This window comes from Mycolicibacterium moriokaense, assembly GCF_010726085.1.
Taxonomy (GTDB): domain Bacteria; phylum Actinomycetota; class Actinomycetes; order Mycobacteriales; family Mycobacteriaceae; genus Mycobacterium; species Mycobacterium moriokaense.
The window spans coordinates 5,092,485-5,114,726 of sequence record NZ_AP022560.1 but is presented as its reverse complement, the minus strand read 5'-3'; the positions used below and the strand labels follow the sequence as shown (position 1 = coordinate 5,114,726).

Here is a 22,242-nt window from a genome sequence, read left to right as displayed (position 1 = left end):
TAAATACCCTGAGCTACAGGCTATTTCGGGGAATCAGGCTATCGAGCGGGCCTGGTTGTTGACCGTCACGCTCATACCCTGCGCAAGATCAGGCGGAAGGACCACCTTGATCTCGCCGGTGCGATTGAACCACAGGAACCCGGAGCCGCTGTCGCTGAGCGTGACTCGGCTGTCGGCAGCGTTCTCGGCGACAGCCAGGTGCGTGCCGTCACCACGCGTGACCAAACGCAGGTCGACGCGGGGCTCCTTGACATCGGCGTCGGTGACGAGGCGGACATCTACCGGCACGTCGCCAGTGTTGATGTCCAACACCCGCGTCGTGGTCGGCAGCGCCTGCGTGTCCGTGACGACGCGAATGCTGCTCACCCCGAAAGCGATAACGCAGAGGCTGATCAAGCTGCCGATGGACACCAATACAGCGATGAGCACGAGTGCGAACCGCATCATCGTGCGGTGACCGCCCTTCAATTCGGGCGGTCGTTCGGCGACGTCGACCTTGCTCACGGCTGCCGCTCCTGCGCCTCGAGGTGTGCGGCGGCATGCTTGAGCACCAGGATCGCGTCGGCATGGGTGGTCCGAGCGTCGTCATTGAAGGCGGGCAGGCTGATCCAGCCCGGCGCGGCCACCGAGTTGGCCATCTGCAGCAGCAGGCCCTCCAGCCGCTCGACCTGCTCATGTCCCGGAGTGGGCTGCCCGAAACCCCAGCAGCCGGCGGCCATGCGCAGCGCTCCCTGGAGACAGAAGCTGCACGGTGTCGAACCGGCATCGGTGTGCGCGCGATAGCCTCCCTCGCCGACGTGCTCGGTGCGCACTCGCACCCATTCGCCCGGGACCTCGACGGACGGCAGCAGCTCGTAGCCGTCGGCGTCGCGCCAGTAAGTGCCCTGGGTCCACCCGTTGTCGGCCTCGATGAGCGCAAGGGCGGCCTCGATCACCTCGCGGTCGGACTTCATGTTCGTCATGACTTCATTCCTTTCGATCACGACTCGAGGTAGCGCAGAACGGCGAGGACTCGGCGGTTTTCGGTGTCGTCTTGCACCAGGCCGAGTTTCGCGAAGATGGAGGCGATGTGCTTCTCCGCGGATCCGGTCGACATGTGCAGTGTCGAGGCGATCGCCGAGTTGGTCCTGCCTTCCGCCATCAGTTGCAGTACCTCGCTCTCGCGAGTAGTGAGCTGGTCGAGCGCGCTGCGGCGATGCGACCGCGCGAGGATCTGAGACACGACTTCGGGGTCGAGCAGCGTCCCGCCCCCGCCGACGACGTTGACCGCGTCCAGAAACGCCGGTACGTCCGCGACGCGGTCCTTCAGCAGGTACCCGAAACCGCGGGTGTCCGAGGTGATGAGGTCCGAGGCGTAGCGCTCCTCGACGTAGTGCGACAACACCAGTACGGGCGACTCGGGATTCTGACTGCGCAGCAGGGCCGCGCAGCGGATTCCCTCATCGGTGAAGGTCGGCGGCATCCTGACATCGACGATCACCAGATCCGGGCGGGTCTCGTTGACCAGGCGCAGCAGGTTCGTCGCATCCGGCACGCTGCCGACCACGTCGTGGCCGGCGTCGGTCAGGATGCGTTCGATACCTGCGCGCAGCAGCGCCGAATCTTCGGCGATCACAATGCGCATGGAAGCTCCGCTGTGATGGTCGTAGAACCGGTGTAGGGGCTGGAAACCGTGAACGTGCCGCGAGCAGCGCGCACCCGTTCGGCCAATCCGCGCAATCCGGTGGCGGTTTCGCTGTCGGTGATCTTCGCGCCGCCGTGGCCATCGTCGAATACCGAGACGTGGAGCACGTTTTCGACCTCGTCGAGTCGTACGGTGACGACAGCCCGCGACGCCTGCGCGTGCTTGGCGACGTTGGTCAGTGCCTCCGCGACGATGAAGTACGCGACCGACTCGGTCTCCTCGGGGATCCGACGGGGGAGGTCGACATTCAGCAGCGTCGGAACGGCGGAGCGCTGCACCACCGACGAGAGTGCGGCGTCCAGGCCCCGGTCCGCGAGGATCGTCGGCGCGATACCGCGCACGACGTTGCGCAGTTCTAGCAGAGCGGTTTTCGCGTCCTCGTGGGCCTCGGCGATCAGCTCCTTGGCGGCGGCGGGGTCGGTGTCGAATTTGGTCTGTGCGAGGCCGATCGTCATCGCCAGCGACACGAGACGCGGCTGGACGCTGTCGTGCAGGTCGCGTTCGATGCGGTAACGCTCGGTCTGCGCCGAGGTCAAGGCGCCCAACCTCGCGTCGGCCAGCGCGTTCATCTCGTGTTTCAGAATCGCGGTCGGCGACGGCGCGAGCAGCCAGCTGTCGATCTTCGCGTCGAGTATGGGTGCGAACACGATGATTGCGGCGGCGATTGCGAACGCGATGATGGCCAGCGGCCACGCCAACATCGGCGGGAGGAATATCACCCCGGCGTTGGGGCCGCTGCGGCTGATCGCGAACGCCCCGGCCGGGGCGAAGAAGGCGAATGCCAGCAGAGCGAAAGCCAGCCCAACGGCCGCCATGTCGTAGGCCAGCCGAATGAAGTGATGCGTGCAGCCCTTCCAGAACCGGGTGCTGTTGAGGTCCAGCCAGAGTTGGTGGAGCCAGCGGGAAAAGCCGGTTTTAGGAGAGATCTTGCGGGGCGGCACCGCCAGACCCATGCCGAAGACGGCCTCGCTGCGCACGCGCTCGAGCCATTCGACGCCGCGCATCAGGTACACAAACATGACGAGGGCAACCGCGAACCCGATGATCGTGGGAAGTGCCGAGATGCCGAAGATCACGATCATGATCGGCACCCACACCCACACGACACCAATCGCCGCACCGGCGATCATCGACGCGCTGGGCGCAAAACCGATGTGACGCCGCGTCGGCGGAGTGGGAGTGTCCGTGTCTGCCGTTTCCGGCTCAGCTTTGTGATCCGCGATTGTGACCATACCCCGAAGTTACGGACAGCTGCGGAGCAGCAACACTGCGTTTACCAACCAGGTTGAGGGGGGTTAACCCCCGGGCGCGGACTCCGCGAACTCCCTCCGGCGCAACCGCCGCTTCAACTTCATCGCCTGCCGCTCCACGACAAACCACGATGCGGCCGCCAGTGGCACCGTGCACAGCGTGGCCACCACGAAGAACACTCGGGGATCCAGCCAGACCAGGCCCGCCGCGGCCAGAAGCTGTTGTACCGGCCAGGCATAGATGTACATGCCATACGACAGGTCGTTGCGCAGCAGGGGCCGCTTCAACAGCGCCCCGGACACGTCACCGCGTAGGCCAGCGGCAATGCCGCGTACACCCGGTAGTTCGGCAGCAGGCCGAGAACCACGACGAGGCCCGCGCACACCGCCACCAGCCACCAGCGAGCCGGAATCCGGTCACGGTACTGGTAAATCAGCGCCCCTGCGGAGAACACGACGATGAAGCGCAACATCATCTGCGGAATCGTCTCCACCGACATCACCGGATAGCCCACAACTGCCGAGCCGGCGACGCCCAAGACGAACACGACGGGAACCGTCCACCGCCACCGCAGCAGTCCGGCGACGCCCAGCAGGGCGACGCCGATGTAGCACATCACCTCGAAGATCAAGGTCCACAGCGGGCCGTCCCACACCCCCGGCCACGGCACGCCCATGGGCGTCCCGTCGATACCCGTGTATTAGATGTTGAGCACCGCGTTGTTCAGCACATAGGCGATCTGCGATGACAGTCGCAACGATCCGCCGGATAGGGCGGCCCCGATCGGGGCCAGTACAAAAGCGATGACCAGCAGGCAGACCCACAGGCCGGGAAAGATCCGTAAGGCACGTGCCACGGCGTACTCCCGCAAACGTGGGTTGTTCAACCACGACCCCGTGATCAGGAACCCTGACACCACGAAGAACGCGTCCACCCATACCTGCGTGAGCAGCCCTGTGAACGGCGTCGCCAGTTCTCGACCGGTCAGCGGCCACGAATGCTGCAGGATGACGCCGGATGCCAACACGAGCCGCCACGCGTTGAGTGCGTTCTCGCGCGGATCGAACACCTGCCCGAGCGCACTTTGCATGGGCAGGGAGTCTAGCCGGGACGCGACGCACACGGCTCGGCAAAGGGCCGAATTTTCGCGGGGGTAAACCCGGGAGGTTTGCCAGAGACTTTTGGGGGGGTTAACCCCCAGGCGCGCCCGACGTGAGTTTGCTGACTGTAGTACTTTCCCTGCGTGTCGAACTTGGCCTTCGATGACCGCGGTCATGGGGAACCGGTGTTGTTCATTGCTGGCCAGGGGGGTGCTGGGCGCACATGGCTGATCCATCAGGTGCCCGCGTTTCTTGCCGCCGGCTACCGGGTCGTGACGTTCGACAACAGGGGAGTGGGCGCGACCGCGAATGAGAGCGATTTCACGACGGCGACGATGGTGGCCGATACCGCGGAGCTGATCGAGAGTCTCGACCTCGCGCCCGTCCGACTGGTGACCGTCTCGATGGGGTCGTTCATCGCGCAGGAGTTGATGCTCGCCCGTCCTGAGTTGGTGCGTCAGGCAGCGCTGATGGCCACCCGCGGACGCCATGATCGGGCGCGCGAGTTCTTCCGCGCGGCCGAACAGGATTTCTCCGATGCCGACATCCAGTTGCCGTCGAGCTATGCGGCCAAACTGCGTCTACTAGAAGGGTTTTCACCTAAAACCTTGAATGATGACGCACTCGTCGAGGACTGGATCGACACATTCACATTCTGGCCCATCGAGTCAACTCCTGGCGTCCGCGCGCAGCATCACGTTGCGCCGGTGAAAGATAGGCTGCAGGCGTACCGGGCGATCACCACACCCGTGCTGGTGATCGGATTCGCCGATGATTTGGTCATTCCTCCACACCTCGGCGCCGAGGTGGCGGCTGCCCTGCCCAATGGACGCTTTCTGGAGATCGCCGACACGGGCCATCTGGGATTCCTCGAACGGCCGGATGTCGTGAACGCGGCCATCCTGGAATTTTTTGCCCAGACGTCCTGATAGCGCAGGCGCGTCGAACTAGTTGTGGCGCAACTAGTTTCACTTTTCAATGAGAACGCGGACACCCTCAACGGCGAGGGTGTCCGCGTTGGAACGTCTCGAATGAGCAGCCGACGGCCTAGGGAATCTGGCGAGTGACCTTCGCGCGGATCAACGCTTCAGTCCCCAAGCCCGGTAGGGCTCAGTAGTTGACGCAGCTGGTCATCATCTGGGTGAAGACCGGGATGGCCTGGTCGATACCCGGATTGTTCTTGATCTGGTTGAGCAGCGAGATGCGTTGATCCTTCGAAGAACTGAGGAACACACGCACGAACTCCTGGTTCGGCGGCGACTGGGCCAGGTACTGCGCTGCCATCGGGTTCTCCGCGTTCACGGCCCTGATCGCCTGATCGTAGGTACAGGTTGAATTGACCATCGCGTCGATGTTCGGTTGCGCCGCAGCGATACCTGCGCCGGCGGTCACCGACAGGGCCAGACCGCTGGCGGCCACGGCCAACCGGGTGAATGTCGTTTTCTTCATTTGTGAACTTCCTCCCTCACGACTATTACGAACTCTAGTTGCCCAGCACGTACCTGTGCCAAATGTTCACTACCGGCACGACTACCTTCATCCCGGCGTTTTGAAACCTGGCGACGAGATGCAACTGCCATATCGGCAGGGGTTTCCCCCGTGTTACATCTACTTCAGGACGCTGTCACGTTCTCGTTATTTCCCGGTGAGCGGGGCTCGGTGGTACTGGACCCAGCGCGGAGTCCGGCCGGGTGGGTCGTTCGAACCCCAGGTCGGACGATGGTTTACCCCGAGCGCAGGTTGGAAAATACCTCTCACCGTGGCGGGTAAACAGCTCACCTTCATGATTTGCGGGCGGGTGGGAAATATCCGTACCGTACCGCTACGCTCGCGCTACGCATTGCGATCCCATTTTGCGTCGGGATCCACCCGATACGGAGGCCGCAGGCATGGTTTACTCGTCACGACCGGTTTGCGCTCGCCTAGGTCCTCGTGTTTGCGGTAACGACGCCCGCCCTGACGGCGACACCGCATTCGAGGGGGTGCCGACTGGCGTGTCGCGGCTGATGTGTAGTTGCATGGTCGCCGACATGGTGCCGGGCGTGGAGCGAGCTGGAGGGGGTCTGTGATTCTCAGGGTTTTCAAGCGGATATGGATTCCGCTGGTGGTCCTGGTGGTCGCCGGTGCCGGAGCGTTCACCGTGTCGCGCCTGCACGGCATTTTCGGATCAGACGACCGTCCTGCCTACGCCGACACGCAAAAGGACGAGGCGCCCTATAACCCCAAACACGTGACATATGAGGTCTTCGGATCGCCGGGAAGCGTCGCCGATATCAGCTATTTCGACGTCAACTCCATTCCCACATTCGTCGAGAATGTTCCCCTGCCCTGGTCGTTGGAGTTCCCTCTCGGTAACACGACGGCGGTGGGCAGCGTGATGGCGCAGGGCACTGGCGACAGCATTGGTTGCCGCATCCTCGTTGACAACACTGTTAGGGCAGAGAAGATCAAAGACGCGTTCAGGGCCTTCACCTCCTGCAGTGTGACGGCGCTATGAGTAACAGCCATGCGGTACAGGAACGCCGCCCATTCGCAGCCCGTTGGATCCATCGCCTTTCGGTTCCCATCATCTTGCTGTGGGTGGCGCTCACCGTAGTTTTGACGCTCTTCGTTCCGTCCTTGGAGCAGGTTGAGAGAGAGCATTCGGTACCGCTAATCGCCCAGGATGCGCCGTCGACCAAGGCCGCTCAGCGAATGGGTCAGGCGTTCTCGGGGTCTAATGTCGGAACTCTGGCAGTGATCGTGATTGAGGGGCAGCAGCCTCTCGGCGCCGATGCTCATGAGTACTACGACAATCTGGTTCATCAGTTCGAAGCCGACACAGCGCACGTTCAGCACGTCGAGGATTTCTGGGGCGATCCACTCACCGCGGGTGCTGCCCAGAGCACCGACGGAAAAGCTGTATACGTACAGGTCTCCCTCAAGGGCGCCACGGGAGCGCCCGAGGGCAACGCATCGGTAGCTGCACTCCAGAGAATCGTCAAGAACACGCCCGCGCCCCCCGGAGTGCAGGCGTACGTCACCGGTCCTGCGGCGATCGTCGCGGACATGGGTGTGAGCGGTAACAGGACGATCATTCTGATCACGCTGGTCACGTTCGCAGTGATCTTCATAATGCTGGTGATCGTCTTCCGATCCATCATCACCACAGTCGTGATTCTGCTGACGGTCTTGATCGAATTGCAGGTAGCCCGCGGGATCGTGGCATTCCTCGGCCTTCACGGGCTTGTCGGTCTCACTACCTTTGTCGTCAATCTCCTGGTGTCCGTCGGCATCGCGGCCGGAACGGACTACGGAATTTTCTTCGTTGGGCGCTATCAGGAGGCGCGCCAAGCGGGCGAGGACCGTGAAAACTCCTACTACATCACCTATCGGAGCGTCGCCAAGGTCGTCTTGGCCTCGGGCGTGACGATCGCTGGGGCCATCGCATGCCTCAGTTTCACCCGATTGCCCTTCTTCCAGCCCCTGGGGGTCCCGGGCGCAATCGGCATATTGGTTGCCGTCGCGGTCGCGCTGACCCTGGTTCCCGCGATCATGGCGGCTGGCGCCCGTTTTGGCATGTTCGATCCAAAACGGCGGATCAAGACACACGCTTGGCAGCGCATCGGAACCGCAACAGTTCGGTGGCCGGCACCTATTCTTGCCGCCACACTGGCTATTTCGCTTATCGGGCTATTGACGTTGCCGGGTTACCATCCGAGCTACAACGACCAAAAGTTCATTCCGCAAGATATCCCTGCCAACGAGGGTTACGCGGCCGCTGCGCGCCATTTCCCAGAATCGAAATTAACGGTTCCGGATTTGCTGGTACTTCAAAGTGACCATGACATGCGCAATCCTGCCGACATGCTGATTTTGAATAAGCTGGCCAAGGCGGTATTCGCCGTCCAAGGCGTTGCCACGGTTCAATCGGTGACGCGCCCAGAAGGTACCCAGATCGACCGCACAACCATTCCGTTCATGATCAGCGTGGGTAGCGCCAGCCAACTTCTGAACATGCCATTCCAGGAATTGCGTATGGATGACATGCTCAAGCAGGCCGATATGATGGCTCAGTCGATTAACATCATGAAGCGCATGCTGGCGCTAATGAAACAGATGGTCGCCGTTACCCATAACATGGTCGGAACGACGCATGAGCTACAGGATGTTACAGGAGAGCTGAGGGATTCGCTCTCCGACTTCGATGATTTCTTCCGCCCGATCCGCAATTATTTCCATTGGGAACCGCACTGCATCAATATCCCGATCTGCTGGTCGCTCCGAAGTCTATTTGTCGCATTTGACGGCGTCGATACGATCACCGCGAAGATGGAGGAGTTGGTTCAGAACCTCGACCGATTGGACGCGCTGTTGCCGCAAATGGTCGCCCAATTGGAACCGATGATCCCCATCATGGAAAGCATGCGAACCATGATGCTGACCATGCACAGCACCATGTCGGGCACCATCGGCGCGTTCCAGGACAACAGCGAAAACGCCACGGCGATGGCGAAGGCGTTCAATCAGGCAAAGAACGACGAGTCCTTCTATCTGCCGCCGGAAATTTTTGAAAACGCGGATTTCAAACGTGTCATGGATATTTTCATGTCGCCGGATGGGAAATCTGCGCGAATGCTGATATCGCAGAGTGGTGATCCCGCGACTCCCGAAGGCATGGCACGGGTTGATCCCATAAGAACCGCGGCGGAGGAGGCGCTCAAAGGCACTCCGCTGGAAACCAGCAGTGTTTACCTTGCGGGTACCGCGGCGACGGTGAAAGACCTCGTCGACGGATCGCGATACGACCTCCTGATCGCGGGCGTTGCCGCGTTGTGCCTCATCTTCATCATCATGTTGCTCATGACGCGAAGCTTTATCGCCGCGCTGGTGATTGTCGGCACGGTGGTGATTTCGATGGGCGCTTCGTTTGGGTTGTCTATCCTCGTCTGGCAACATCTGCTCGGCATCCAAATTCACTGGGTTGTGGTCGCGATGTCCGTGATCGTCCTTCTGGCGGTTGGGTCGGACTACAACCTGATGTTGGTATCGCGAATGAAAGAGGAGATCGGCGCGGGGCTGAAGACGGGCATCATTCGAGCTATGGGTGGAACCGGTCGAGTCGTGACCGCGGCCGGTCTGGTATTCGCAGCGACCATGGCATCGATGCTTGTCAGCGACCTGCTCACGATCGGCCAGGTCGGCACGACCATCGCGATGGGCCTGCTGTTTGACACCATGGTCGTCCGCGCATTCATGACACCTTCGGCCGCCGCCTTGCTGGGACGTTGGTTCTGGTGGCCGCAACCAGTGCGATCCCGCCCGGCCAGCCACATGCTTCGGTCTGTTGGCCCGCGTCCGTTGGTTCGTGCTTTGTTGCTGAGGGACTAGCGAAAGCCTATGAGCGACCAACGTTCTCGGCGTCCCGTTATTGCGCGCATGACACGCGCGCTCGCGCCACTGATCGTCTTGGCGTGGTTGGCGCTGATTCTGATCTCCACTTTGGTAGCCGTGGAGGGGAGTTGGCGCTCGGTGATTCCGGCGCTCGAAAAGGTCGGTCGGGAGCACTCCGTTTCGGTAATGCCTGCGGATGCGCCGTCGGTACAGGCCATGACGCGCATGGGCCACGTCTTCCAGGAGTCCGATTCGGACAGTTCGGCGATGATTGTCCTGGAGGGACAGGAGTCACTCGGCGAGTCTGCGCATCAGTATTACGACGAGTTGGTTCGTCAGCTGCGAGACGATTCGGAACATGTGGAGCATGTGCAGGACTTGTGGGGTGATCGACTCACGTCATCGAGCGTGGAGAGCCCGGATCACAAAGCCACATACGTCCAACTGAGTTTGGTCGGCAACCAAGGCACAGCCCTGGGTGAAGAATCAGTGAACGCGGTCCGCGAGATCGTGAATCGGAATCCACCGCCGGCCGGACTTGATGTATATGTAACCGGTGCCGCGCCTTTGGCTTCAGACATGCAGCGCGCCGGTGATCAATCCGTCCTGAAGATCACAGCGGTGACCGTGGTCATCATCTTCGCGGTGCTGCTCTTTGTCTATCGTTCGATTGTCACCGTGATTCTCCTGTTGATCACGGTGTTCCTGGAACTAGCGACTGCCCGTGGAGTCGTTGCATTCCTCGGCCACAATGACGCGTTTGTACTGTCGACGTTCGCCGTCAATATGTTGGTCTTCCTCGCCATCGCGGCCGGTACTGACTACGGAATCTTCTTTTTCGGTCGATATCAGGAGGCGCGTCAGGTCGGTGAGGACCCGGAAACCGCGTACTACACCATGTACCGCAGTGTCACTCCCGTCGTCTTGGCATCCGGCTTGACGATCGCGGGGGCGATCTTCTGTCTGAGCTTTACCCGGCTGCCCTACTTCCAGACCATGGGTATTCCCTGCGCGATCGGCATGCTCGTCGCAGTCGCCGTCGCGGTGACCGCGGGTCCCGCGGTCGTAACACTGGGTAGTCGATTCGGGTTGTTGGACCCGAAGCGCAAACTGGCGGTTCATCGATGGCGCGGCATCGGCACGGCGGTAGTCCGCTGGCCCGCCCCCATCCTGGCTGGCTCGGTGGCGCTTGCGTTGCTCGGTCTACTCACCTTGCCTGGATACGAGACGAGCTATAACGACCGCGAATACGTACCCGGGAAGATCCCGGCAAATCAGGGTTTCACCGCCGCTGAACGGCATTTTTCCCAGGCACGGTTGATGCCGGACATTCTGATGATCGAGTCCAACCGAGACATGCGGAATCCGGCAGATTTCTTGGTGCTGAATAGAATCGCGAAGGCAGTTTTCAGAGTGCCGGGCATCTCTCGTGTGCAGGGCATCACCCGGCCCGAGGGAACGCCGATCGGTAACACGTCAATACCGTTCATGCTCAGTTTGCAGAACGCCAACATGTCGACGGTGATGAGATACCAAAGCGAGCGCATGGGTGACTTGCTGGTCCAAGCCGACGACATGGCCAAGATGATCAAAATCATGGAATCGCAGTACGCATTGATACTGCAAATGAACGCGTTGACTCATGAATCGGTTGTGCAGACGCATGAGATGAAAAAAATTCTCGACGACTTGCGCGATAGTATGGCCGATTTCGACGATTTCTGGCGTCCCCTTCGGAACTACCTGTATTGGGAACCGCACTGCATCAACATCCCGATCTGCTGGTCAATAAGGTCTTTCTTTGACTCACTCGATGGGGTTGACCGAATTAGCGTCATATTCGACGAACTCCTCGTCCATCTCGACCAGATGGATGTGCTGCTGCCGCAGATCGCAGCGGTGATGCCGGAAAACATAGCGATCATGAAGTTCATGCGAACCATGATCCTCACCATGCACAGTACGACCACTGGTTTCTACGACCAGATGGACTACTCGAATAAATACCTCTCCACAATGGGCATGGCGTTCGACGCTGCCAATAATGACGATTCCTTCTTCATGCCACCGGAAGTCTTCGAAAACGAAGATTTCAGGAAGGCGATGGACTCCTTCCTCTCGCCGGACGGGAAGGCGGCACGATTCATCATCTCGCACCGCGGAGCCCCCGCGACTCCAGAAGGCATCGCCCGCGTTGACCAAATCAAGACGGCGGCCGAGGAGGCGCTGAAAGGGACACCACTTGCAGGCGCGCAGGTTTATTTGGCCGGCGCTGCTTCGACCGCAAAGGACTGGAAGGACGGCTCCGTAAACGATCTATGGCTGGCCGGAGTCGCCGCGATCTGCCTCGTTTTCATCATCATGCTCATCATCACGCGCAGCTTCATTGCCGCTCTGGTGATCGTCGGGACAGTGGTGCTTTCGCTTGGGGCCTCGTTTGGTGTGTCCGTGCTGGTCTGGCAATACATACTCGGCATCCACCTGCACTGGATGGTGCTGGCGATGTCGGTGATCATCTTGTTGGCGGTGGGATCCGACTACAACCTGTTGCTGGTGTCGCGGATGAAGGAGGAGATTGCGGCCGGCCTCAATACCGGCATCATCCGCGCCATGGGCGGTACCGGCAAGGTCGTGACGACCGCCGGCCTGGTGTTCGCGGCGACCATGGCTTCGATGGTGGTCAGCGATCTGCGCATCATCGGCCAGATCGGCACCACCATCGCGCTCGGCTTGATGTTCGACACCCTGATTGTGCGTTCGTTTATGACGCCCTCCATCGCCGCACTCCTCGGCCGCTGGTTCTGGTGGCCGCAACGAGTGCGCCCGCGCCCCGCCAGTTTCCTGCTCGAACCGCTGGGGACCCGTCCGGCGGTGCGCGCATTGCTCTCGGGAGATGGGCGTGCCGCGTACGACGACTACGACGACGATGCGCCGACCACCGAGTTCCCGAGGCCGTCAGTCTAAGGTGCGCTATGGGCGCCTTGGTGCGTCCGCCTAAAAGTACGACGCGGGCGGAGGCGTCCGCTCGTCTAGTAGATGGATGAGAGGCTCCTTTGTTGTCAGCTTCCGTGCTCATCACCGGCGGCGCTGGATTCATCGGATCCGCGCTTTCGCGGCGCCTGGTCAAAGCCGGCCATGACGTCGCGGTAATGGATGTCTTGCACCCGCAGGTGCATACCGGACATCAAGCGATAGATCTGCCGCCGGATGTGCGGCTGTACACCGGCGATGTGACCCACGGCCCAGACCTGGACGCAGTGCTTCGCCTTTTCCGCCCCACACAGATCGTCCACTTGGCGGCTGAGACAGGCACAGGGCAGTCGCTCTCGGAAGCGACGCGCCACGCCTCGGTGAACGTCGTCGGCACCGCCCAGCTGCTCGACGCTCTGACCCGTGCCAGACTTGTGCCCGATCAGTTCGTTCTTGCTTCGTCGAGGGCTGTCTATGGTGAGGGGGAGTGGCAGTGCGGAACACACACCTTCTACCCGCCGCCCCGCAGCCACGCTCAGCTGGTGGCTGGCATCTGGGATCCCCGAGGACCTTCAGACGAACCTGCGACGCCGATTCCTAGCTCAGCAAACCGAACGGAGCCGCGCCCGACCAACATCTACGCCGCGACCAAGCTTGCTCAGGAGCACATGCTGGCCGCGTGGGTGGCCGCGCACGACACCAACCTAAGTGTGCTGCGTCTGCAGAATGTATTCGGGCCAGGTCAGTCGCTGACCAATTCCTACACGGGGATAGTTGCTCTCTTCGCACGGACGGCGCGTGACCGGCAGCAATTGGAGGTTTACGAAGACGGCAGGATCGTGCGGGATTTCGTTTTCATCGATGACGTCGTCGATGCGTTGTTCGCTGCGCTGGAAAAGCCTGCAAGTGGGACCCGCTGTCTCGACATTGGGTCGGGGATCGGAACAACCATCCATGAGCTGGCCAATAAGATTGGTGCGGTCTGTGAGGCCCCGGAGCCGGTGGTGGTGCCCAAATTCCGTGACGGCGACGTGCGCGCGGCCAGCTGTTCCATCGAACCGGCAGACGCCGAACTGCACTGGCGTCCGAAATTTGCGCTCGACGATGGTCTGCGGGCGCTGCTTGACTGGATCGCTGAACAGCCTCCGATCGATCCCGCCGACAACCCGGCCAAACAACGCTGAACGCTCTGGCCGTTTGCTGCCGCCGGTTTGCGCCAGACACCTCAGCTAACACCAGGCGCCTCCGACGCCGACCCGGCCTCGCTATCTTGCCGTATCAGGAGTGGAGGTCCAGCTGCAAAACTCGGCCGCGCTTTGTATTTTGTGAGGAAGGTAACTCCACAATCGGTCTTTGATAGTGACGATGCGATCGTTCGCTAGTGTGCGCTGCCTGGGGGGGCCACCGGGGGTCCTGAAACTGGGAGTCGATGAAACTAGAGCAGGCATTCGACCCGCGAAACAATGCCCTGAATGCCGTGAGGTTGGCGCTGGCCGCCGAGGTGATCCTTTTTCACTCCTTTCCAATCATCGGACACATGCCGCCTGCCGCACTTCTTCAGCTTCTCTTCGCTGTGGGGGTGGATGGGTTCTTCGCGATCTCAGGATTCCTCATCGCCAGGAGCTGGCTCAACAAACCGCGCGTAGGTGAGTATCTCGGCGCTCGGGCCCTTCGCATCCTTCCCGGGTTCTACGTGTGCCTAATCGTCACGGCGTTCGTAATCGCTCCGCTTAGTTTGATGATTCAAGGTGGCTCGGCATTGGAGCTCCTGATGTCCTCGGCACCGTTTGAGTATGTCCTGAAAAACAGCGCCGTGATTTACGTTCAGCATGATGTCGGCGGAACACCGCTTGGGACCCCGTTCACCGGCGATTGGAACGGCTCATTGTGGTCGCTCATATGGGAGGTGTTGTGCTACCTGGCGGTCGCCGTCCTGGGGGTCGTTGGGCTCGCCACGCGGCGATGGATCTCACCCTTGATTTTCGGGTTCGCATTGTTGGGGGCGTTGATGTTGCCGCCGCTCACATTTCCCGGTGTGTGGACCATCCCTCAGTTGCTCGCTCGCTGCGTGATGATGTTCGCCGCTGGCGCGTTGATGTATCAGTGGCGAGATGTGATCCCAGCGAAATGGTCTCTGGTGGCGGTCAGCGCGGTAATTGTTGTTCTGGCATGTGCCCTGCTGCCCGACTATCGGGTCATAGGCGCTCTTCCGCTGGCATACGCCGTCATCGTCTCAGGTACGTTGATCCGCAATCGGCGTTTCGTACTGCGCACAGATCTCTCCTACGGGCTTTACATATACGCATTCCCGATGCAGCAGTTGCTGGCCATCTGCGGACTGACCTTTCTGAACCCCCTCCTGTTCTTCGTAGTTTCGACCATTGCGACCCTGCCCCTAGCGGCGCTCAGCTGGTTCTTGGTGGAAAAGCGTGCTATTTCGCTGAAATCGCGTCTCACACGGAGGACTATCGTTCCCCCCGAGGCTCTCCGTCGGGAGGATGTGCGTGACCCTGAAGTGCCGACATGACGCCACGCTGAAGGCTCGTTTGACGGCTGATACGCGCCGCGGAAGACGGAGATCCGCGGGGGCTGCAGCGGCGATGGATTGGCGCTCTAATTGCCGTCCCGCACCTACAAGTCGGCAAACGGCGGCAAATATCCACAAAACGAAGCGTGTCGTGGCCGGACGAGAACGGATTTGAACGGAAAGGCCAGTAAGACGTTCCTGCCGAGAGGCTGCAGAGATAGATTCATCCGCCACGGGCGATCTGCTTCGCCTATCCCAGCAACAGCCCGCCTCGCCGAGCGGGTACACTTCGAACTCATAAACGCTCGCCATCGGCGGGCAGCCGCCAACCCGGAGACAGGGGCGTTTCTTGACCGTGACCGATCGCCATGCTACCGCCGCGTATCTGGACCTGCTTAGGCGGGATCTCACCAGATACGGAGCCGACGAGCTGGTTCCCGTGGGGTGGTACACCATCGGCCGCCCGCTATTCAAGACGAAGAACATGATGCTGGTCCGGAAACGGCCGTTCAACAAGCATGCTCGCGACTTGGGGCTCGACTGGCCGGCTGACGCGCTGACGATGATCGGCATGCAGCGCCTAACCAGTCTGCAGCACTGTGTTGAGACGGTCCTCCAAGAGGGCATCCCCGGTGACCTCGTCGAATGCGGGGTGTGGCGCGGAGGCGCATCGATCCTGATGCGCGCGACCCTAGCGGCCTATGGTGATCAGACGCGAACCGTCTGGCTTGCCGACTCGTTCGAGGGCGTACCGCCACCCGACGCCGCGAAGTACAAAGCCGACAAGGGTGACAGGCTGCACCGGTACGCGGCGCTGGCTGTGCCCGAAGAGGAAGTTAGGGCTAACTTCCAGCGCTACGATTTGCTGGACGGCCAGGTCCGGTTCATCCCTGGTTGGTTCAAAGACACCTTGCACAAGGCTCCGATCGAACAGATCGCGGTCTTGCGTCTTGATGGCGACCTCTACGAATCGACGATTCAAGCGCTCGACGCCCTCTATCCGCGGTTGTCCCCCGGCGGCTTCTGCATCATCGACGACTATCACGCGATTAAGGCATGCGAGAAGGCCGTCACGGATTACCGTGAGCAACATAAGATCACGGCGGAGATCGTCGAAGTAGATGGGACAGGCGTCCTTTGGCGCAAGTAGTGATGCCTGAACGACGATTCTCGCTGAGCGATTCATAACCGGTGACGTTGGCTGCGCGATGAAAATTGTGCTGGCTTGCTATGGAACTCGGGGCGACGTCGAGCCCGCCTTGGTGATTGGTCGCGAGCTGCTGCGGAGGGGCCACGACGTGACTATGGCCGTTGCGCCAGATTTGGTGGAGTTCACCGAGGGTGCTGGGCTACCCACAGTCGCTTACGGCCTCGACACACGCACCTGGCTGGATACCTACCGCAATTTCTGGACGTCTGCGTTTCACTCCTTCTGGAAGTTCCGGAAATTGAGGGCACTGTGGCGGGAAATGTGGGACATCAGCGACAAATGCTGGGCGCAGATGAACGCCACCCTGTCATCCCTGGCCCGGGGCGCCGATGTGGTGTTGGCCGGACAGGCTTACCAAGAAACCGCGGTAAGCGTGGTCGAGTACCTCGACATCCCGTTGGTGACGCTGCATCACGTTCCAATGCGGCCCAACAGCCAGCTCGTCGCGTTTCTCCCACGGCCTTTTCGCCGGCCCGCGATGACGGTTTTCGATTGGTTCGCTTGGCGATTGAACAGAAAGGTCGAGAACTCTCAGCGCCGTGAACTGGGATTGCCGAAAGCGACGACTCCCTCGCCACGGCGAATCGCCGAACGAGGCGCGGTGGAAATTCAGGCTTACGACGAGGCGTGTTTCCCGGGTTTGGCAGAGGAATGGAAGAAGTGGGATGGGCTTCGACCCTTCGTTGGCACGCTGACGATGGAGCAGAGCACCGAAGTAGACGACGAGGTTACGTCGTGGATCGCGTCGGGGTCACCGCCGATCTGCTTCGGCTTCGGCAGTATGCCGGTGGAATCTCCGGCTGAAACGGTCGAGATGATCAGCTCTGCCTGCGCTGAACTGGGCGAGCGCGCGTTGGTGTGCGCCGGGTGGAGTGACTTCAGCGATGTGGCGTGCGCCGACCACGTGAAGGTTGTCGGGGGAGTGAATTACGCGGCTGTATTTCCGGCCTGCCGCGCGGTGGTCCATCATGGCGGCTCAGGCACCACGGCCGCGAGTCTGCGCGCGGGCGTACCGACGCTAATCCTCTCGATGGATGCGAATCAGGCCCTTTGGGGCACGCAAGTCAAGCGAATGAGAGTCGGTACCGCCCGGCGGTTTTCAAAAACAACCCGGGAAACGTTGGTTGCAGATCTGCGCCGCATCCTCGCCCCGGATTACGTTCAGCGAGCCCGAGAGCTCTCTACCCGTATGACAAGGCCCGCAGAGAATGTCGTCGTCGCTGCTGATCTTGTAGAGAAGTTTGCCAGCGCAGGAGCCAGCTGAATGGAGGAGGCTGCCATTCTTCCCGGAAAGCACGAAATGACAGCGCTCGAATCGGCCACGATCATCGTGTGGACTTCCAACCATGTAGTTGCTGGTCAAGTAACGAAGAATCGACCGTTGCCCACGCCCGGCGGACGTAATTCTGCTAGGTTCGCGGTGGGAGAATTCCGGCAAGATGTCGGCCCGTCTCCTCGGACGAGCGGTCGGTAGTTGTCGGACATAAACTGCCGCACAAAGTACGTGGCGTGCGGATGGGGGTCCGGATGAAGTTTGTGCTGGCGGCTTACGGTACGCGCGGCGATGTTGAACCGTCGCTCGCCGCTGGCCGTGAGCTGCTGGCCCGGGGGCACGAAGTGCGCATGGCGGTTCCGCCCAATTTGATCGACCTCGCCGAATCGGTCGGACTCACGGCAGTCGCCTACGGACCGCCTCCGCATGACTTCTGGGATGACGAAATCCTTCTCAAGTTTTCGGAGCTCTACCGCAAATTCTGGACAATCCGAGAGCCGATCAAGGTGATGCAGGAGGCCTGGGAGCCAGTGCGTCGGCACTGGGCGGATATGAGCAAGACCCTGACCGCACTAGCGGACGGCGCCGACTTGCTTTTCACCGGTCAGCTGTATCAGGATCTCGCAGTCAATGTCGGCGAGTACTACGACATTCCGTTGGCCGTGCTGCACTATTTTCCGATGCGGCCCAACGGCCACCTCATTCCGCTCGTGCCCGCGCCGCTGGCCCGCACCGGATTCAAGGTGTACGACTGGGTGTGCTGGCGCATGAACAAGCAGGCCGAGGATGCGCAGCGCCGTGAACTCGGACTGCCGAAGGCTACGGGCGCCTCTCCGCGACGGATCGCCGAACGCGGCTCACTGGAGATACAGGCCTACGATGAGGCGTGCTTCCCCGGGTTGGCTGCTGAATGGGCGAAGTGGAACGGTCAACGGCCTTTTGTGGGCGCGCTGACAATGGGGCTGTCCACGGATCGCGATGACGAAGTTGCGGCTTGGGTCGCTGCGGGATCACCGCCGATCTGCTTCGGCTTCGGCAGCATGCCTGTGGAATCTCCCGCCGCTACCGTCGAAATGATCAGCTCGGTATGTACGGAGTTGGGCGAGCGAGCGTTGGTGTGCTCCGGCTGGACTGATTTCAGCGGTGTGCCGGAGTACAACCACGTCAAGGTCGTAGGTGCAACAAACTACGAGAGAATCTTCCCGGCCTGTCGCGCGATCGTTCACCATGGCGGTTCGGGCACCACGGCCGCGAGTCTGCGCGCCGGGGTGCCCACTCTGATCTTGTGGACCGCGGGAGATCAACCGTTCTGGGGGAATCAGATGAGACGGTTGAAAGTGGGCGCTGCTCGGCGCTTTTCGAGCACGACTCGGGAATCGTTGATCGCTGATCTGCGTCGCATCCTCAAGCCTCAATATGCAGTGAATGCCCGTGATCTCGCTGCCCGGATGACGAAGCCCACCGAAAGCGTTGGCCGCACAGCCGATCTCCTGGAGAGATTCGCGAGCAGGAAGTGTCTCGTGTAGCCGCGTGGTACTACCGAGCCGATCTGGGCCGTCGTCCGATGTTATGGTTGCCGCCGTGGCATCCGGATTGTCAGCTAAGACCCGCATATGGCTGTTGGCGGTGCGCTTCGAGTACTGGCTCGCGCGCACACTGCTACCCAAGGTGTATGCGAATGACGCCTTGATCTGCTTCAACAGCTACGCGTTCGTGGACGACCCGGCGTTCCAGCGGGCGTACAAGCGTGGCGCACGCGCACTCGGTGGTGAGGACTGGTATCAGTGGCAGTGGCGGGTTCACGTGGGGCTGTGGGCGGCCTCGAGCGCCAGCAAGCTCAAGGGTGATTTCGTCGAGTGCGGCGTCAGCTATGGATTTCTCAGCAGCGCCATCATGGAGTACCTCGATTGGGATCGACTGGACAAGACGTTCTATTTGCTCGACACTTTCTCGGGGCTCGACCCTCGGTACGTCACCGCCACTGAACGCGCCGCTGGGGCCCTCGAGACGAGTAAGCACCATGTTGAAACCGGGATGTACGTGAGTTCGGTGGACAGTGTCCGGGCGAATTTCGCGGAATGGCAGAACCAGCGCATCATCGTGGGTGCCGTTCCGGAGACGCTCGATCAGGTCGATACGGACGCGGTGGCGTATCTGCATATCGACATGAACTGTGCTCCACCAGAAGTCGCGGCACTGCGGCATTTTTGGCCCAAGTTGACCCCAGGAGCATTCGTGCTGCTGGACGATTACGCGAATCGGGGACGCGACGAGCAGCGCTTGGCCATCGATGAGGTGGCAAGGGAATTGGGCGTCTCAGTGTGTATGTTGCCCACGGGCCAGGGACTGATCATCAAGCCCGCGGTTTGATGCGGTGACAAATCTGGCGCTGAACGAGTTCTTTCGCAACGGTCGGACGGCGATGCGGCCGTCGTTGTCCCGAGATCACGTCGCGGCTTAAAGGCTTGCTGAAATCGGCGACATATGCCGCAAGAGCGGTACGTGCCAAAGTATTGTGACCGCCGTGAGAGTATCGAAGCAGTGGCCGCTGAAGTTCCGTCTCATGTGGCTTGCCCTGCGCGCCGGATATGCGATTCCGAGGACTTTTCTTCCCGATGTGTATTCCGATGACGCATTGGTTTGTTTCAACAGCGATGCATTTAGGGATGACCCGGCGTTTCGCCACGCGTATCAGCGTGGCGTGCAGTCGCTGGGAGGCGAGGATTTCTATCACTGGGAGTGGCGATTCCACGTCGGACTGTGGGTAGCGGAGAGCGCCAGCAAGCTCGAGGGCGACTTCGTGGAGTGCGGTGTCAGCCACGGCTTCTTGAGCAGTGCGGTGATGCAGCACCTGGACTGGGACCGGCTGGGCAAGACCTTCTACCTGCTGGATACGTTCGGCGGGATGGATCCGCGATTCGTTACGGATGTCGAGCGCGAGACAGGCTCGCTGGAGAAGAGCCAGGCCGCTATTGACTTCGGCATCTACGCGAATTCGGTCGAGAGTGTCCGGAAGAACTTCGCGGAGTGGACGAACGTGCGGATCATCCCCGGCACCGTTCCGGAGACATTGGATCAGGTCGATACGGACGCCGTGGCGTATCTGCACATCGATATGAACTGTGCCCCACCAGAAGTCGCGGCGCTGCGCTTTTTCTGGCCACGGCTCACTCCGGGTGCGTTTGTGCTGCTGGACGATTACGCCCAGCGGGGGCGCGATGAGCAACGCCTGGCCATGGACGCAGTGGCCCGTGACCTCGACGTGCCAATCTGTACATTGCCCACGGGGCAGGGATTGCTGATAAAGCCGGCGAGTTCAGGCGGCAGAGGGTAGATCGCTGCGTGTGCTCGCCGTATTGGCCGACGCGCGTCCACGGTGACGTCGAAGAGGGGGAACGGTCAGTAGTCACCTAGGCAGCAGGATCAGCTGGCGCACCGCGAACCGGCGATAATGACCCCAAGTGTCGCCTAGGCGCAGGACACCGAAAGGCACGGATTCCGTGATGAAATTCGCCCTTGCAGGCTATGGAACTCGCGGCGACATCGAGCCTTGCATCGCTGTCGGTCGCGAGTTGCTGGGCCGAAGGCACGAGGTGCGTATCGCCGTCCCGCCCAACTTGGTCGGCCTTGTCGAGGCGGCCGGGCTAGGTGCCGTCGCTTACGGGCCGAATCAACAGGACGGGTTCTGGGACGCCGATTTCCTTCGGAAGTTCTGGCGAGTCAGGGAGGTGACCAGGCTGTGGCACGAAGCTCAATCGCAACTCATCCAGTCTTGGGCGGAGATGAATGCCACGCTGATGTCGCTGGCGGACGGGGCTGACCTGCTATTCAGTGGTCCGGGATTCCCCGCCATCCCTGCCAATGTCGCCGAGTTTTACGACATTCCGTTCGCCACTATGCAGTATTTCCCGATGCGGCCAAACGGCCAGCTGGCTCCGAGCCTGCCGTCGCCCGTAGTCCGGATGGCAATGACAGCGCTGGACTGGCCGCAATGGTGGGTGACCAAGAAAGCCGAGGATGTGCAGCGCCGAAACCTGGGCCTTCCCAAGGCAAGAGGTCCTGCGCCGCAACGGATCACCCGACGCGGATCGCTGGAAATCCAGGCATACGACGAGGCGTGTTTTCCGGGTTTGGCAGCTGAGTGGGCCAAGTGGGATGGCCAACGGCCATTTGTGGGGACTCTGACGATAGAGATGACCACCGAGGCCGATACGGAGGCTTCGTCATGGATTTCCGCGGGCACGCCGCCGATCTTCTTCGGATTCGGCAGCACAACGGTCAAGTCTCCCGCGGAAACTGTTGAGATGATCGGCGCCGCGTGTGCAGAGCTGGGTGAGCGGGCGTTGGTGTGCTCCGGCTGGAGCGATTTCAGCGACGTACCCACTCCGGACCACGTCAAGGTGGTCGGCGCGGTGAACTATGCGGCGGTGTTTCCCGCCTGCCGCGCGGTGGTGCACCACAGTGGTGCTGGGACCACGGCTGCGGGTTTGCGTGCCGGGGTCCCTACGCTGAGCCTGCCGAGTACCGGTGACCAGAAGATCTGGGCAGCTCAGGTAGAGCGACTCAAGGTAGGTAAGTCCCGTGGCTTTCCGGCAACCACACGCGAAACCTTGGTCGCCGATCTGCGCGAAATTCTCTCGCCGGAGTATGTTGGTCGGGCTCGCGAGTTCGCGGGCCGGATGACTCAAGCAGCGAAGAGCGCGGCCAACACCGCCGACCTGCTGGAAAACTTCGCTACTACACGGCATTTAACGTGAGGCTGCCGGTGGAACACAGGGACGACCGGCGCCTGTCCACGATGTCGGAAGGTGCCGAAATGACCGAGCTGCCCAGGAACGCCAAGGAAGACGACTC

The 22,242-nt window shown here is 61.1% G+C and carries 17 protein-coding genes and 1 pseudogene; 12 read left to right on the top strand and 6 right to left on the bottom strand.

Annotation, left to right across the window (positions count from 1 at the left end; all coding sequences use genetic code 11):
- Positions 1–33: 33 nt before the first annotated feature.
- The 5 genes and pseudogenes from G6N43_RS24895 to G6N43_RS24875 form a co-directional block, all read right to left on the bottom strand.
- Entirely contained in the window at positions 34–504 is a 471-nt protein-coding gene (locus G6N43_RS24895) for a hypothetical protein (RefSeq protein ID WP_083156949.1), read from the bottom strand.
- Entirely contained in the window at positions 501–962 is a 462-nt protein-coding gene (locus G6N43_RS24890) for a DUF6197 family protein (protein WP_083156950.1), read from the bottom strand. Before G6N43_RS24890 ends, G6N43_RS24895 begins: the two co-directional genes overlap by 4 nt.
- 17 nt (positions 963–979) lie before the next feature.
- Positions 980–1,624: a response regulator transcription factor gene (locus G6N43_RS24885; RefSeq protein WP_083156951.1), complete on the bottom strand. Its 645-nt coding sequence runs from the start codon at positions 1,622–1,624 to the stop codon at positions 980–982.
- Positions 1,612–2,916, bottom strand: a complete 1,305-nt coding sequence (locus G6N43_RS24880; protein WP_083156952.1) for a sensor histidine kinase — start codon at positions 2,914–2,916, stop codon at positions 1,612–1,614. The genes G6N43_RS24885 and G6N43_RS24880 overlap by 13 nt, the downstream gene beginning before the upstream one ends.
- A gap of 63 nt (positions 2,917–2,979) precedes the next feature.
- Positions 2,980–4,025, bottom strand: a pseudogene (locus G6N43_RS24875) (acyltransferase family protein).
- 153 nt (positions 4,026–4,178) lie between these two features.
- Here G6N43_RS24875 and G6N43_RS24870 point away from each other — a divergent pair.
- On the top strand, positions 4,179–4,964 hold the full coding sequence (locus G6N43_RS24870; protein ID WP_083156953.1) for an alpha/beta fold hydrolase: 786 nt from the start codon (positions 4,179–4,181) through the stop codon (positions 4,962–4,964).
- A 181-nt stretch (positions 4,965–5,145) separates the two neighbouring features.
- Here G6N43_RS24870 and G6N43_RS24865 read toward each other — a convergent pair whose 3' ends face one another.
- Positions 5,146–5,484: a hemophore-related protein gene (locus G6N43_RS24865; protein WP_083156954.1), complete on the bottom strand. Its 339-nt coding sequence runs from the start codon at positions 5,482–5,484 to the stop codon at positions 5,146–5,148.
- Positions 5,485–6,100: 616 nt separating this feature from the next.
- Between G6N43_RS24865 and G6N43_RS24860 the strand changes: the two genes are divergently transcribed.
- The 11 genes from G6N43_RS24860 (at position 6,101) to G6N43_RS24810 (ending at position 22,145) form a co-directional block, all read left to right on the top strand.
- Entirely contained in the window at positions 6,101–6,532 is a 432-nt protein-coding gene (locus tag G6N43_RS24860; protein ID WP_083156955.1) for an MmpS family transport accessory protein, read from the top strand.
- Positions 6,529–9,405 carry an MMPL/RND family transporter gene (locus tag G6N43_RS24855; protein ID WP_083156956.1) on the top strand — a complete coding sequence of 959 codons (2,877 nt, stop codon included), beginning with the start codon at positions 6,529–6,531 and terminating at the stop codon, positions 9,403–9,405. The genes G6N43_RS24860 and G6N43_RS24855 overlap by 4 nt, the downstream gene beginning before the upstream one ends.
- A gap of 9 nt (positions 9,406–9,414) precedes the next feature.
- Positions 9,415–12,372: an MMPL/RND family transporter gene (locus G6N43_RS24850; RefSeq protein ID WP_083156957.1), complete on the top strand. Its 2,958-nt coding sequence runs from the start codon at positions 9,415–9,417 to the stop codon at positions 12,370–12,372.
- A 104-nt stretch (positions 12,373–12,476) separates the two neighbouring features.
- A complete protein-coding gene (locus G6N43_RS24845) occupies positions 12,477–13,562 on the top strand; it encodes an NAD-dependent epimerase/dehydratase family protein (protein ID WP_083156958.1) in 1,086 nt (361 codons plus the stop codon).
- Positions 13,563–13,807: 245 nt separating this feature from the next.
- The gene (locus G6N43_RS24840) at positions 13,808–14,905 is read left to right on the top strand and encodes an acyltransferase family protein (RefSeq protein ID WP_083156959.1); all 1,098 of its coding nucleotides are present in this window, start codon (positions 13,808–13,810) and stop codon (positions 14,903–14,905) included.
- 349 nt (positions 14,906–15,254) lie between these two features.
- Positions 15,255–16,055 carry a TylF/MycF family methyltransferase gene (locus G6N43_RS24835; RefSeq protein WP_083156960.1) on the top strand — a complete coding sequence of 267 codons (801 nt, stop codon included), beginning with the start codon at positions 15,255–15,257 and terminating at the stop codon, positions 16,053–16,055.
- A 58-nt stretch (positions 16,056–16,113) separates the two neighbouring features.
- Positions 16,114–17,379 carry a glycosyltransferase gene (locus G6N43_RS24830; protein ID WP_083156961.1) on the top strand — a complete coding sequence of 422 codons (1,266 nt, stop codon included), beginning with the start codon at positions 16,114–16,116 and terminating at the stop codon, positions 17,377–17,379.
- A gap of 263 nt (positions 17,380–17,642) precedes the next feature.
- A complete protein-coding gene (locus G6N43_RS24825; RefSeq protein ID WP_083156987.1) occupies positions 17,643–18,914 on the top strand; it encodes a glycosyltransferase in 1,272 nt (423 codons plus the stop codon).
- Between the two features lie 55 nt (positions 18,915–18,969).
- Entirely contained in the window at positions 18,970–19,758 is a 789-nt protein-coding gene (locus G6N43_RS24820) for a TylF/MycF/NovP-related O-methyltransferase (protein WP_110810533.1), read from the top strand.
- Between the two features lie 193 nt (positions 19,759–19,951).
- Positions 19,952–20,722, top strand: a complete 771-nt coding sequence (locus tag G6N43_RS24815) for a TylF/MycF/NovP-related O-methyltransferase (protein WP_083156963.1) — start codon at positions 19,952–19,954, stop codon at positions 20,720–20,722.
- A gap of 169 nt (positions 20,723–20,891) precedes the next feature.
- Positions 20,892–22,145, top strand: a complete 1,254-nt coding sequence (locus G6N43_RS24810) for a glycosyltransferase (protein WP_083156964.1) — start codon at positions 20,892–20,894, stop codon at positions 22,143–22,145.
- The last annotated feature ends 97 nt before the right edge of the window (positions 22,146–22,242 follow it).

Coding starts and splice junctions, on each gene's coding strand:
- G6N43_RS24830 (WP_083156961.1), top strand. CDS start 16,114: ATGAAAATTGTGCTGGCTTGCTATGGAACTCGGGGCGACGTCGAGCCC.
- G6N43_RS24885 (WP_083156951.1), bottom strand. CDS start 1,624: ATGCGCATTGTGATCGCCGAAGATTCGGCGCTGCTGCGCGCAGGTATC.
- G6N43_RS24865 (WP_083156954.1), bottom strand. CDS start 5,484: ATGAAGAAAACGACATTCACCCGGTTGGCCGTGGCCGCCAGCGGTCTG.
- G6N43_RS24890 (WP_083156950.1), bottom strand. CDS start 962: ATGACGAACATGAAGTCCGACCGCGAGGTGATCGAGGCCGCCCTTGCG.
- G6N43_RS24840 (WP_083156959.1), top strand. CDS start 13,808: ATGAAACTAGAGCAGGCATTCGACCCGCGAAACAATGCCCTGAATGCC.
- G6N43_RS24810 (WP_083156964.1), top strand. CDS start 20,892: ATGAAATTCGCCCTTGCAGGCTATGGAACTCGCGGCGACATCGAGCCT.
- G6N43_RS24850 (WP_083156957.1), top strand. CDS start 9,415: ATGAGCGACCAACGTTCTCGGCGTCCCGTTATTGCGCGCATGACACGC.
- G6N43_RS24855 (WP_083156956.1), top strand. CDS start 6,529: ATGAGTAACAGCCATGCGGTACAGGAACGCCGCCCATTCGCAGCCCGT.
- G6N43_RS24880 (WP_083156952.1), bottom strand. CDS start 2,916: ATGGTCACAATCGCGGATCACAAAGCTGAGCCGGAAACGGCAGACACG.
- G6N43_RS24825 (WP_083156987.1), top strand. CDS start 17,643: ATGAAGTTTGTGCTGGCGGCTTACGGTACGCGCGGCGATGTTGAACCG.
- G6N43_RS24815 (WP_083156963.1), top strand. CDS start 19,952: ATGTGGCTTGCCCTGCGCGCCGGATATGCGATTCCGAGGACTTTTCTT.